Origin of the sequence: Caldanaerobius polysaccharolyticus DSM 13641, assembly GCF_000427425.1 — a bacterium.
Taxonomy (GTDB): domain Bacteria; phylum Bacillota; class Thermoanaerobacteria; order Thermoanaerobacterales; family Caldanaerobiaceae; genus Caldanaerobius; species Caldanaerobius polysaccharolyticus.
In genome coordinates, this window is sequence record NZ_KE386494.1 from 773,235 (window position 1) to 787,507 (window position 14,273).

Below are 14,273 nucleotides of genomic sequence, written 5' to 3' on the forward strand. Positions count from 1 at the left end.
TAAGGTTTTATTTTAAGTTTGTCCTTCTTTCTTGGCGCACTCTATAAATATCGTATACAACATTTCTGAAATCTTCTGCTTCCATTGAAACATCAAGCATATAATTTATATATAATTGCTCATCTTTTATTACTATTTTTTGACCTCTAATAGCTTCCCATGCAATAGTCGCATTGGCATTGTTTAATATGATGAGATCTACATCGCGCTTGAGTAAATCCTCCAGCTGATTCCATAATAAATAAACCAGAGATTCATCATAATTCTTTAAATACACAGCAATGTCAATATCAGACTCCTTCGTCTGCTTTCCTTTGGCTGCAGATCCAAATAAAAACCCCATTAAAACATAATCTTTATCCTTAAAAAAATCTTTTAAGGTCTCTAAATAGTCCATATTTTCACCTTATCCTTTTTGCATTCCTCATATTTATTATACCATAATATGTATTCCAAATCATATAGCAAAAGGGCGATTTACGCCCTGAAAATCTTACACATAAATCATCTTAACAGTCATACCACCATCTATGGTAAGATTGGCTCCTGTTATAAACCCTGCTTCTTCTGATGCCAGGAATAAGCACGCACTAGCTATGTCCTCCGGTCTGCCTACGCGGCCCACCGGATGTTGCTTATGATCTGCCTCTGTGAGAACAGGTTTTGTGGCCTGCGAGCTTTTCTTCCATTCAGAAACCTCTATCCACCCCGGGCTTATAGAATTTACCCTGATATGATCCGGCCCCAGGCTTATAGCCAATGAATGAGTAAGGGCTATTATACCCCCTTTTGACGCAGAATAAGGCTCTGTATGTGGTTCTGACATAAAAGCCCTGGTAGACGCTATATTAATTATAACCCCTCCGCCCAGATCCCTCATCTTCAAGGCAGCGTACTTGGAACACATATATGTTCCCCTTAAATTTACGGCTATAACCCTATCCCAATCCTTCATATCTCTTGTATAAATGGTACCGCCTGTTCCTATACCAGCATTGTTTATCAATATATCCACTCTGCCAAAGGCCTTTACAGCTTCGTCCACCATGTTTTTCACATCTTCTTCGATAGCCACATCCGTATGGACAAAAATGCATTTTCCACCATTGCTTATTATGTATTCTTTATTCTCCAACCCGGCTTCATCATCTATGTCAGCAATGACAACACAAGCTCCTTCCCGAGCAAAAGCCCGAGAAATAGCCCTGCCAATGCCCTGACCTCCTCCTGTCACTATGACTACCTTATTATCAAACTTTCCCATAATGTCAGCCTCCCTGTTTTCATTCATATAGTTAAATTATACCATAAACTTTACAAAAACTTTACAAATAAATCTCTATACAAAACATATGCTTTTATGCTACAATATAGGCTGAAAAAGGGACGGAGAGTGTTGGCAATCAATAAAGGAAGATTTCAGCAAGTGTTTGTAGTGCCTTAAAATTTGCCATAGAATTTTCTTTTCTAAGTGCATTATCTTAAATAAAACACTCTATTACTTCCCAAATCTAGCAAAAAGTAAAAAAGAAAAGGTCCGCGTAGTCTAGACATATGCCTGTTCCATGGAAGAATAGAAGGAGAGAATACCGTCGTGACTTTAAAACTAAAAAACTATAGAATTTTAATTTTCTCGCTTTTACTTTTAGCGACGATCGCAATATACTGGGTATCTTATCGTTTTGGACGTGACATAGTACACTATTACGTATACTCGCGATTGTACTACATACCTATAATAATAGCAGCTTTCTTATACAACTACAGGTATGCAATAGTATTTCCTCTACTGGCCATTTCAGGTAAGCTGTTAACCCTGTATTTACTGGATAGGAGTAACCCTTTATTATGGCTATTTGAAATAAGTATACCTATTTACTTTGTAGTATTTGCTTTAATAGCTAAATTAAAAGTTAAAACAGAAGCGGTACAAGAATATTATTCTAAATTCTCCCAGGGTATACAAGATACAATAGACGCTTTGCTATCAGCTTTAGAAGCAAAAGATTTATACACCCATGATCATTCCAAAAGAGTAAGCAGGCTAGCAAAATTGATAGCACAGAAAATGGATTTGGCCTCTAAAGAAATAGAAAAAATATATTTAGCGGCGAGACTTCACGATATAGGTAAGATAGGGATTAACACCACCATATTAAATAAGCCGCAAAAACTCTCTGCAGAAGAATTTGCCCATATAAAGGACCACCCGGTTATAGGAGCAGAAATCATTAAAAAAGTCAACACCATGGCAGATCTGGTCCCCCTCATACTTCACCACCACGAAAGATATGATGGAAAAGGATACCCGGCAGGTCTAAAGGAGGACCAAATACCCCTTGGCTCCAGAATAATAGCTTTAGCAGACAGCCTTGATGCCATGATATCCCACAGGCCGTACAGAAACCCGTATCCTTTTCCAAAAGCCATAAACGAAATAGTTGCAAATTCGGGCAGCCAGTTTGATCCACAGGTCGTAAATGTATTTTTATCAGCCATATCAGAAATGGGCTTGGAAGCATGATTCCATGCCCATTTTTTACGTTTAGCTGAATATTTTCCCATCGCATCCAGGATATCCAATACATCCTAAAAAAGTTCTGTGTTTACCCTTCCTGATCACCATAGGCCTGCCGCACCTGGGACATGGTTTGTCAACAACATCACCAAGTGCATTTGATTTATTCAGCTCCAAATTCTTAATTATTTCCTCAACGGCTAAGGCACTCTCATATCTCCTCACAGTTCCCGAATATCCAGAATTGCAAAACATATTAATATTCCCTTCCCATATTACAGAATCTATGATAAGTAGATTTTTATTTACGGTTGTTCTTTCTATTACAGTTACTCCCTTATCTCGCAAAATATTAATTACCTTTGCGTCTTTACTTGTATAGTCCCAGTATACAGGTTTTGTATAAACTTTAATATCAACCTCTCGACCTTTTATTTTAGCAAATATCTCATTAAATACCTTCACGATTAATGAAATCTTTGTACAAACAATAACAATTTGTCTACTAACATTCTTTAAATCGTCGGATAGTTTTGTCCAAACCTCTTCCTTATTTCTTGCTTCTAACTTACAATACGTAATCACATCAGTAGCATTAATATTTTTAATAAAATTTTCAGCAGGTATTTTGGTGGATTCACGACATATATAACTTATTATCCTATATATTAAAGAACTCATATTGAGTTGAGATAATAAATACTTTGTATTGCCAATAAAGTAAAAGCGGCTCTTTGCTCTTGAAATCGCCACGTTAAATAATAAATCTGCATTCGAATCAGGAATTAAATCATTTAAAAGCGGAGATATTGTAAGTCCAATACTATCTGATGCATCAAATAAGATTACATCTTCTTCACCTCCCTGGAATCTGTGAACTGTGCTAACTCGAACATTTTCTCTTAATCCCCATTCCCTTATTAATTTAGCAATCAATCTCGATTGTAACGAATACGGTGTAATTATACCAATTTGTATACTCTCGTTACTCTCTAAAATCTTTTTTGCGATTTTAGCACAAACAAATGCATTATAGATATTAAATCTACTTCCATAGGATACTTTATAACATGGAGGGTTCACATCCTTTGTATCCACCAAGACAAGTGGGAAATCCGCTATAGAATCATCTAAATTTCTGTTCATTACGCTCTCGTGATCTTTGAGTTTATTTTGATAAAAAAACATATTCACTATAGAGGATATTTGAGGGACCATTCTATATTGCGTATCTAATAATCTCACTAATTTGTAATTATATGCTACATCTACTTTATCGATTTTCATAATATTAAAAATATTTCTTCCAAACCACTCTTTTACCATCCTATCTTCCGATATACATATAGGAGGTAGCTGTAAAAAGTCACCCGCAACTGTAACATATTTTTTACTCCTGGCTATCACCCAATACAATTGAGGCAATGGAACCATGCTCACCTCGTCAATAATTAATACATCAAAATATTTATTTGACATTTTTTCATCACAAAACGTCTTTGTAACAGTCGTTGAAACAAGCATAGCTTTAGATATAATATCATCACTGTTAGTTGCTAATATGTTATCTATTTCAGTGATTCTTTCTTTCATCAGCTGAACTCTTTCAATATCTTGCTCTCGCTTATTTAATATATTTTTTAATATATTTTGATTATTATTTATAGCTTCACATATTTCTTCGCTTTTTTCTTCTAGATTAGCTTTTTCTAATTCCTTTTTCTTTATTGCTTCTTTAATCTCCTCGGCATATCCTTCTTTATCGCTGCTCCCTGCGTACTGATTCAAATGGGATTTTAAAACCTGTAAACTAAAATCTATTTCTTTTAAAGCTTTATTTATATTTTTTAAATACTCCTTATCTCTTTCTATCTCTTCAAATTTTGCTTCTATTCTGGATATGGCTTTCTTTAAAAATTCTTTCTCCTTTATTAACAATCCAAATTTTTCATTTATTACATTATCGAACAAAACATTTTTATAATCTCTATTATATAACTCCATAAATTTAGATTGTGGCTTTCCATAACGAATAATTCTGCCTTCCTTATATAAGTCACTTTCTTTAAAAATTGATAAAACTTCCTTCATTGCTTCATCTACAGCATTATTGGCGTGGGATACTAATAGTACTCTTCGCTTTGCTTTTAAATGCGCTTCAATAGCTTTTGCCAATGTCTTAGTTTTCCCGGTTCCAGGTGGTCCCCATATTATACATAAAGGTCGATTGTAAGAAGCTTTAATGGCCTTTATCTGCGCATCATTTAATTCATCACCGGATATATCACAATTAATATCATCATTTGCATCATCTATATGTCCGCTAAATATCTTATCGCTCAAACTAAAATCAAATTTTTTTATATTTTTCTTGCACTCAATATATTTATGCCTTAATATATCCAATAAATACCATGGCTTGAAATCCAAAACCGCCTCCTTAATATTGTTATCTATATATTCTTCTATTATTATCTCCAATTCCGAACTGGTAGATGATATTATTTCCGCTGAATATATTTGGCCACTGATCTCAATTTTGCACGGAATTTCATCTATACTATATAATTCACTGTCATAAGTAAATTTATATATAAAACCAGATAAATCCTTGCCAATAAAAATACCGTTATATATTTTGATAAAGTGATTTTCTCTACTACACTTTATAGCTTCTATTTCTTTTTCAAGGGCTTTAATAAAATTATTGATATAACATAATGACTTCATACCCTCCAATTTTACATCCTCCTAGTATGGCCGGTATCAAAAAGTAAGACTACACTTAAGTGCAGCCTTACCAAAAGAAATATTATTTACAATGCCCACTAACTCTCTCTTTTAGGTCTACGTCAGGATATATATCTTTTATAGCATTATTTATCTGTTCTGCTTCATCAAATCTATCAATAGTCACATATATCTTATATAACAAAGTATAGCTATCTACATCCCTCTCATCCAGATTTAAAGCGTTAAAGGCCAAAGACAAAGCTTCATCATACATGCCCTGCTCAACAGCCTTTTCGGATAGGTATCTGTATACCGTAGGATTTTTGCTGTCGAGGTTTGCTGCGTTCATATATGCCTCAAAAGCCAGATCCTTAAGCCCGTAACTCTCCATAAGTTGACCGTATCTCTCGTAATCCTGACAGGAGAATGAGCTGACGTACAGGCTCAACACCTCATTGTAGATATCAAATTCACCTAATTTTATAAGGTTGTCCAAAAGTGTAAAGTAGCTATCTTTAATGTCATGAAAATTTGTTTTTTCTTTTCCTAGTACTGCAAGGTACAACTTTTTATCTTGACTATCATCCATATTTTCCAGCACTTTTAATGCATTATCTCTTTGACCTGAAAGTATATAACACAAGACCTTCCACATATTAGCTTCTCGCTTTGCTTTGCCGTATTCTGCATCAAATGCTTGAATAGCTTTGTCGTAGTTCTTTAATCCCATGTACACAATACCTCTTATGTTGTTCAAACCCTCAATATCCAAATTAATTTCATCGAGATACTCCTTCGCAATGTCAAATCTTCCAATATTCATGTATAGCCTGGCAAGAATGACCTTGTTTACAGGGGAAGATGTATCCACGTATTTATTAAAGAAACTACGCACATCTTCAGGTCTTTCATTTTTTATTAGGATGTCAAACAACTTTATAAATGCATCCTGGAATGTCCTATTTAACTTTAACGCCTCTATATAATTTTCTACAGCATCGTTTAATCTGTTCAACCTCTCAAAACACATTGCACGCATATATCGTGCTCTATAGCTCCCTGTTCCTCCTAATGCTACCAATATACCTTTGTATTCACCTATCTCCAGGCACTCTTTAAATACCTCTATGGCCTTTTCATACCTCTTTTGCTCAAAATATATCATGCCTTCAAGGTACGGATAATCTGCCATATCACTGTAGTACGCTTTAGCGTCCTCTGCAATTTTAAGGGCGGTATCATAATCCTTCAATGCCGTATATGTAGCAATGAGGTAGCGTATAATCCTGGTAGCACCGAAAGTATTCAAGTCTATATTTCTAGACGCAATCAGTAAATGCTTGAGCGCTTTATCGTATTGGCCGGCGTTGTAGTATTCCACTGCCAAATTGGAATGCTGGAACTGGTCATCAGGATGTTGCATTAAGTAATTCAATATCAATCTTATGTATCTCTCTGTCTTATTCTTCTCTACCCTCGTCTCATTCAGATAGCCGTAGTGTAGAATCGTCACGTCGGATTTTTTATATACCGGAACCCTATTCTCTACTATATCCCTCAAATTTTCGTGTACAGGGTATATATATTTTAACCTTCCATTATTCCTGAACAGCCTGAAATTGTAATGAACTTCAGTACTGGCATTTCCCACGGTATAGCCGGCATAGTTTATAAACTTCAATAAATATGCCTCGACAGAATCGTCCTGCATAAGTTCCTTTATCTTGGGTACATCCTCCTTCGCAATCTCTTCGTCAGCATCAAGAAACAATATCCAGTCAGACGTAGCATTTTCTATAGCGATATTCTTAGCTTTACTGAAGTCATCTTCCCATTTCGCATGAATAACTTTGGCGCCAAAACTTTCAGCGATCTCCACCGTCCTATCCTTCGAACCTGTATCCACCACAACTATCTCATCCACAATATCTTTAACGCTGTTTATGCAACGGGCTATGTTCTTCTCTTCGTCCTTAGTTATGAGGCAGAGGGAGAGGGTGTTGTTTTTTATTTGTTGAAACTTAAACATTTTAATATCCAAATATTCTCTTATTAAAAGATTTTCAAGAATATCAATTGCTTTATCCCATGTAAATTCTTTAGCTGTTTTTAAACTATTACTTATTAATTGTGTTCTTAGTTGTTTATCTTCAATTAATTTTATAATACTTTCTGCCATCCCTATATAATCTCCTATTTTTACCATCAAGCAATTGTACCCATCTATTGCATATTCACTAACGCCTCCATTGTCCGTAGTAACTACAGCACACCCTGAAGCCATGGCTTCTAGTGGTGGCAATGGACATGCCTCGTAATATGAACCACACACATATATGTCAGCTTCTCTATAAAGCTCAGGTATTTTATCTTGTAGCGGATTTATATATAACTCTATGTAGTCTGGACATACTTCAGGTTGCGTTTGTGTAATCCATATTACATCAAAATCATAACCTTTACTCCTTACAATATCAAAAGCCTTAAAAATATCATCGAAACCCTTAAATTTTAGCATAGCATTACCCACAATTATTATCTTGATCTTTTCATGTTTAGTTTCCAAATCTTCATTATAGAACTTTTCTATATCTATTGCATTTTTAATAATTTCACAATATCTACCATATTTTCTTTGTATTGTTTCACTTAAAAATCTTGAAACTGCTAAAAACTTACTTTCAGCATATATATAGCTATTAGCCACAGCAGCCCTCATTATATCTTGTAACTTACTATCATCAAATAAGAACTCGTCTCCCTGTATTAAAAACATTGTATTATCAAATCTATTAACCTCATACCATTGATTCCAAAATGTATAAATTATTACATTATTATTATTTATATGTTTCGATATATCGTCATTAATATCAACTTTTTTTACGTTAATTTTTAAATTAAACCAATCTGGATTACTATAGTAACTTACCGCATTAACATTATGTCCTCTATCGTGTAACCTATTTATCTGCTCATATATGATTCGCATCCCACCAGTTATACCATTTACAATAGGCAAATATGTAATATCTAATTTATAGTTATTTTCTTTAAATATCTCTAAACACTTTGTTATTAAGTCATTATGATTTTTTATTCTTATATATCCTTGTGAAATAAAATTACATACAGACACCCTTATATTTCTTAGCTTTTCGTCACTTATTCTTAAGTACTGCTCAGTTGCTCCTGAATAATCATTATTTAACAACAGTATATCTCCATATAATAATCTGTACTTATCATTATCCATTGACTTTATCTTGCTTATATAATCAAGCGCACATTTTACATTACCCAATTTCAGATAAATATACGAATAAAAATAATTAAATACATCCTTATATTTATTCATGACTCTATTATCTATATTATTTATCTCTTTAAGCGCATCATCATATCTACCATCACAAATCAACGTATTTATTTTTATATATTTTTTTGCCTCATCATTAAGTGTATTTATCTTACTTATAATTTTCTTAACAGAGTTATTGATAATCAATGGCCACTGCCGAAGTTCATAATATTTATTTATTGTCTCTTTATAGATATTAAGGTACTTTTTTACAACAATCTCTACCGAAAATTTTTCTTCTACCGTCTTTCTCGCATTTATCCCAACCTCTTTTGAAAGCTCTGGATTCGACATAAGCATTTTTATCTTTTCAGCTATTGCTTCAGGATTTCTTTCAGGAACTAAAAAACCATTATATCCATCTTCAATTATCTTTCTTAACCCACCTATGTTTGATGCTATTACCGGCTTACCACATGCCATTGCCTCTATTGCAACAAACCCAAATGATTCCTCCGCATTACCAATTTTAATTGAAGGTATAACTACTACATTACATCGATTATATATTTGAAACATTTGTTTATTGTCAATAATGCCTAACAATTCAATATTATTTTCTAGTTTATTTTCCAAAATATATTTTTTTAATAAATTTCTTTCCTCACCATCACCTGCAACAATAAGTTTAGCATCTATTTTTTCACTAAGTAGTAACTCTAAAGCTTCAACTAAATATATTACTCCTTTTTGTTTCGTAAGCCTTCCTGCAAATAGTATAGTATAGGTTTCATTGTTTTGCTTTATATCATAAGGCCTATATCTCTTTGTATCAACAAAATTATCTAATACAAATATTTTCCTTCTTATAATTTTACTAATATATTCTTTTATTCGTTCTCCAACAACAACGATATTATCACTAATGATATAAGCGATTTCTTCAATAGCTCTTAAATACCTTTCCTCCAAACTATTTTTAACAATAGAATTTGAAGCAATATACTCATCAGCAAGGTATCCATGAACAGTAAGCAAACACGGTATATTTAGTTGAGCTTGTTTTGCTGCCAATAACGATATAACATCATTAGCAACAATTATATCTATTTTATTTTTTGACACAAATTCCTCTATTAAATTAGCAAACAATATTCTATAGTTTTCTATAAGGCTTATTAAGGTTAACTGTTTACCTAATTCTTCTTTAACGTTGTTATATGACAATATGTGGACTTTATTTCCCGTTGATTCCAAGCCATTCTTTAAAGTAGACATATATGATGATATTCCTCCTACATGAGGATATTTCCAGAATGTCACAAATAAAATATTCATAAAAAACCTCCATAGCTTGTAATAATTTTTATATCCTAATTAATGCTGAACTTTTATAATAACATTTGATATTGATTCATGATTAAATATATCATCAACTTCCATCGGTATTATATCTCCTTTATCATTCACAATATAATATTTAAAAGCAGAATAACTTTTTAAATATTTATATAGGCAATTGTAATCATCCTGTAACATATTTTTATTTAGTTCAAAACTTATTGTATCAATTTTACCTGCTGATATTAATTTTTCCATACCTTTCAGTGCATGATATTCACCACCTTCTATATCTACTTTGACAAAGTCGATATACTCAATTTCATCAATATGCGCATCCAATGGTTCTGCATCAACCTCTATCTCGATATATTCATCAACTTTATAATTATTTTGATAATTTTCGTTATGTTTATGAATCGACGAATTACCCATAAACCTACTTGTAACATAAAACTTCAGTTGTGAGTAATCAGAATATATTGCCTTATTTATAACATTTACCTGCTTATTAAGATAATTCATTGAGATATTATCTTGAAGTAAGGCAAAAATGTTAGGATTTGCTTCATAAGATAATACTCTGCCATTAGGCCCTACGAGATATCCCATCAGAACAGTAAAATAACCTAAATTAGCACCTATATCAACAACGGTATTCCCAGGTTTTATTGTTTTAATTAAATAATTTGTTAAGCCTACATCATACACTCCTCTCGTAATTAAAGTTGGTGATAAGCTTAAATCATCTGAAGAAACTAAAAGCATTCCACCCCATTGTGTTGAAACTAATACTCTATTGTTCCCTATATATGTACCGTACATCCCTTTCTCCTCCTCGTATAATATGATTTGTAATCAACCAAAAAGGTCGACCTTTAACAAGATTAATAAAGAACCTTGATATTTAAATATTATTTCATTAAATTTCACCATGATTAAATCTATCAAGTGCCACTTGATACTTATGCATACATCGCATAGCTACTACCTATGTTTGGGAAGATGGGTTGTCAAGCCCGAACGCAGTGAGTTCATTTTAGGCTTGACTACACATCGACCAAACATATAATGTATGCTCTTTTGCTGCATTTTGTATTGTAGTACACGTATTCCCTCTTTCTTCTTCAGGTTGTCTCTGTTAAACTATCTACAAGATTTGGTTGCAGGGTCGCTCTGAATCCCCCCTGAAGACCCTTCTTTGGGGTACTTCTCGCCAAAGACTGCACCCCTGGGATTACTCGTTTGGTTCTTACTCGCTTGCTGTCCATGTCTTACTCTTCCGTATGTTTCAGCATCCATACGGTATATCCTATGGGTATTGACTTAGTTCTGATATCGCGAGGCTGTTTCTCGGTAATCTGTCAGGGATTAACCTGGTACTGGTCTCAAATTTTTTGTGAAAGGAGGAATTTACGTGCCCAGTACTTTATTCGTCGGTATCGACATCAGCAGTCAATCTAATTCTGTTTTCTTTATTGATCAAGATGGCAATAACCTCATTAAGAAGCCTTTTTCGGTTTCTAATGATATACCAGGTGCTGATTCTATCATCTCTGAGGTGATCTCACATGCTAAAGCTATTGATGCTTCCTGTGTCAAAATTGGTATGGAAGCTACTTCTCATTATGCATGGCACCTCCATCTTCACCTGGCTTCTTCTCCTGACCTGGCACCTTTTAACCCTAAATTCTTTGTCATGAATCCATCTGTCGTCAGTGGTTTTAAAAAGGCTTATACCCATTTGCCTAAAACTGACGATTTTGATGCCAGAGTCATTGCTGATTGTGTCAGATTCGGTAGGGTAAACCCTGCTCCTACACCTGACTTTAAATATGCTGCACTACAGCGCCTTACTCGCTTTAGATACCACCTGGTACAGACTATATCCAGTGAAAAGAGCAGATCTTTGAACCTGCTTTATCTCAAGTTCTCTTCATACAAGGAAGACTGCCCTTTTAGCGACGTCTTTGGCTCAGCATCTACTTCTGTTTTTGATTCTTTTACTCCTGATGAGATCGCTGTTATGCCTATGGAGGATCTTGTTGATTTTGTCTTGAGTCATGGCAACAATAGATTGAGCAATCCCAAAGAAATTGCTAAAACACTTAAATCCGCTGCTAACAGGGCATATCGTCTTAATCCCGACATGTGCGATACTGTTAGTATGACTTTGACCATGACTCTTGAAAATATTAGATTTCTTGAATCTCAGCTTAAGAAACTGGATAAAGAAATCTCTAAACAGCTTAATGCTTTTCGCCAAACTCTGACTACTATTCCAGGCATCGGCGATGTATTAGCCGCAGGCCTTGTGGCTGAGATTGGTGATGTTAAGCGGTTTAAAAATGAATGCGCTGTAGCCAAATTTGCATGCCTTGTGTGGAATAAATATCAATCTGGTAACTTTAGTGCTGAAGACACCTCTTCAGCTAAGAAATTTCCTTCCATTATTATCCAATATATGGAGGTTTATTAAGCGTTGCCTTTTTTAGAGTTTTTAAGGCCTTTATTTTTCAAGGTTCCAAAAAATACTACTTGACATTACATCGCTTGTCTTTTAATTACTTTACCTATCACAATAAGTATTTTCTTTATACCTACCCTTCTTGCTAAAATAACACATTTTATAATTATATCCAAGCCAATATTTTATCATTTTACATTTCAATATTTATATCGACATAATAAGATAAAAATTAACTTAGGTTAATTATAAAATTAAATGGCGACACCAAAAAATAGTTGAACCATAGCATGAAACCCGATATGATGTTGGTTGGTAAAAAAACTAACACATATGGAGGGTTTCAGCTATGGTTCTTACTCAAGAGTATACCACATCTCCTCCTTCTATTATCTTTCATTTTCTCACGATATCTTCGTTTTTCTTCGATTTTCTCATTGCAATAATAGCGCCTCATGGTTGGTGTTGTTATTTTTTACTTATATTACCTTTATAACTATGACTTTAATAAACTTACGTAAGTTAATTCCATATTATGGCAGGATAGCTCCACTTTTCTCATGGGGTTTACCCTCCCATCTCTCACAGGATCTTTGTCCTTAATTCCTTCGTTCTACCTTCCATGAGGTGGATGTCAGTTATGCTCGTACACAGGGTCTCTGCCCTTATGGAGAAATCTTACCTGACAACTCCCGCTCTTGTTCTCAATGTTAAATTCTACTTAGTTCATAATCGCCTTACGAAACCCAATTTCACTATTATCCTTTGCACCGCTTAATTGTCCTAACCATCGCAGAACGCGAGGCTGTCAAGGGTCGGCTTGCGAAGTGAGCAAAGCAAAACCGAGATGTTAATCCTTGCCCAAGACTTCGAGCGGATGCGATGCATAATCGCAAATGCGGTGCTTTTATGCAACTTCCTGTAATGATGGCCTTTTTATGTCTTTTAACATTTTTTCAGGATCGTACTTTATTCCTTTTTTTTAATATCGCAAAGAATATCCTTATTAACTTGCAGCATAACACTATCAATGACTGTTTATTTTTTAGGGGGTTATCTTTTCTTGTCGTATAATATTCATGTAATATCCGAAATTCCTGATTTTTAGCTACTATTGGCAATATTGCCTTATATAATATGCTCCTTAAGCGCCTACGCCCCCTCTTACTTATTGTTGTTTCCCCTTCATGCTCTCCGGAACTGTTCTCTACCAGATTTAATCCCCCTAATTTCTGTATCTGTCTTGGATGTTCATAATTTTTTATATCGCCTACTTCAGAAATAAACGCCGCTACTGTATTTATTCCTACACCTTTAATCTCCAATATCTCCCGGGCCCCAGGTACTTTCATTGCAAGCTCTTCCATTTTCTCCTCAATTTCTTCTTTTTGTTTCGTAATTATATCATATCGCTCAAGTAGATACCTTATTTCATATTCTGCTATCTTTATGCCTTGCCTTTTGCCTATACTCTCTTCTGCAGCTTTTACAAGATTTATTGCCTTTTTCTTACCAACTGCACTATATACTTCATTTCTCCAGCAAGATACTATGCCTTCAACGCCTTTTTCAATTATCTTTTCTGGTGTTGGAAATTCTTTTAATGTTATTAATGCTGCTTTCCCTTCCCAGTCTGCAAATACTGTATTAAATTCTGGAAAGTATATATCAAGCCATCTTATAACTTGGTTTTTATCATGATTAAATCTTTATTTAATCTTTCATGTATATCTACTGCAATTCTTAATTCTGCGTATATGCCTTCGGGTATATTAGGTTCTACATATCTTCCATCTTTGACGAGCATTGCTATTGTTTTTGGATCTTTTCGGTCATTTTTGTAGGCGAATTATCATCCAGTTCTTTGCTCTTTTTACATGGTATGGATTTACCAATACCAATTTTATACCATT

7 protein-coding genes and 1 pseudogene are annotated in these 14,273 nt (G+C 34.1%); 2 read left to right on the plus strand and 6 right to left on the minus strand.

Annotation, left to right across the window (positions count from 1 at the left end; all coding sequences use genetic code 11):
* Nucleotides 1–7 precede the first annotated feature (7 nt).
* Both mntA and CALPO_RS0104680 read right to left on the minus strand, forming a co-directional pair.
* Nucleotides 8–397 (minus strand): type VII toxin-antitoxin system MntA family adenylyltransferase antitoxin, encoded by a 390-nt coding sequence (mntA, locus tag CALPO_RS0104675; RefSeq protein WP_026486295.1) that lies wholly within the window; start codon nucleotides 395–397, stop codon nucleotides 8–10.
* Nucleotides 398–493: 96 nt separating this feature from the next.
* On the minus strand, nucleotides 494–1,264 hold the full coding sequence (locus tag CALPO_RS0104680; protein ID WP_026486296.1) for an SDR family oxidoreductase: 771 nt from the start codon (nucleotides 1,262–1,264) through the stop codon (nucleotides 494–496).
* Between the two features lie 330 nt (nucleotides 1,265–1,594).
* On the opposite strand from CALPO_RS0104680, the gene CALPO_RS14895 reads away from it, so the two are divergent.
* Nucleotides 1,595–2,524: an HD-GYP domain-containing protein gene (locus CALPO_RS14895; protein ID WP_245589887.1), complete on the plus strand. Its 930-nt coding sequence runs from the start codon at nucleotides 1,595–1,597 to the stop codon at nucleotides 2,522–2,524.
* A 21-nt stretch (nucleotides 2,525–2,545) separates the two neighbouring features.
* Here the strand turns inward: CALPO_RS14895 and CALPO_RS0104690 are convergent, their stop codons facing one another.
* From CALPO_RS0104690 to CALPO_RS0104700, 3 genes are all read right to left on the minus strand, one after another.
* Nucleotides 2,546–5,248, minus strand: a complete 2,703-nt coding sequence (locus tag CALPO_RS0104690; RefSeq protein ID WP_035172321.1) for an AAA domain-containing protein — start codon at nucleotides 5,246–5,248, stop codon at nucleotides 2,546–2,548.
* Between the two features lie 82 nt (nucleotides 5,249–5,330).
* The gene (locus CALPO_RS0104695) at nucleotides 5,331–9,890 is read right to left on the minus strand and encodes a glycosyltransferase (RefSeq protein ID WP_026486299.1); all 4,560 of its coding nucleotides are present in this window, start codon (nucleotides 9,888–9,890) and stop codon (nucleotides 5,331–5,333) included.
* Between the two features lie 39 nt (nucleotides 9,891–9,929).
* Nucleotides 9,930–10,718, minus strand: a complete 789-nt coding sequence (locus CALPO_RS0104700) for an FkbM family methyltransferase (protein WP_026486300.1) — start codon at nucleotides 10,716–10,718, stop codon at nucleotides 9,930–9,932.
* 592 nt (nucleotides 10,719–11,310) lie between these two features.
* Between CALPO_RS0104700 and CALPO_RS13250 the strand changes: the two genes are divergently transcribed.
* Nucleotides 11,311–12,372: an IS110 family RNA-guided transposase gene (locus CALPO_RS13250; protein ID WP_169736181.1), complete on the plus strand. Its 1,062-nt coding sequence runs from the start codon at nucleotides 11,311–11,313 to the stop codon at nucleotides 12,370–12,372.
* A gap of 895 nt (nucleotides 12,373–13,267) precedes the next feature.
* Here the strand turns inward: CALPO_RS13250 and CALPO_RS13255 are convergent.
* Nucleotides 13,268–14,273 (minus strand): annotated as a pseudogene (locus CALPO_RS13255) (IS110 family RNA-guided transposase); the annotation flags it as partial.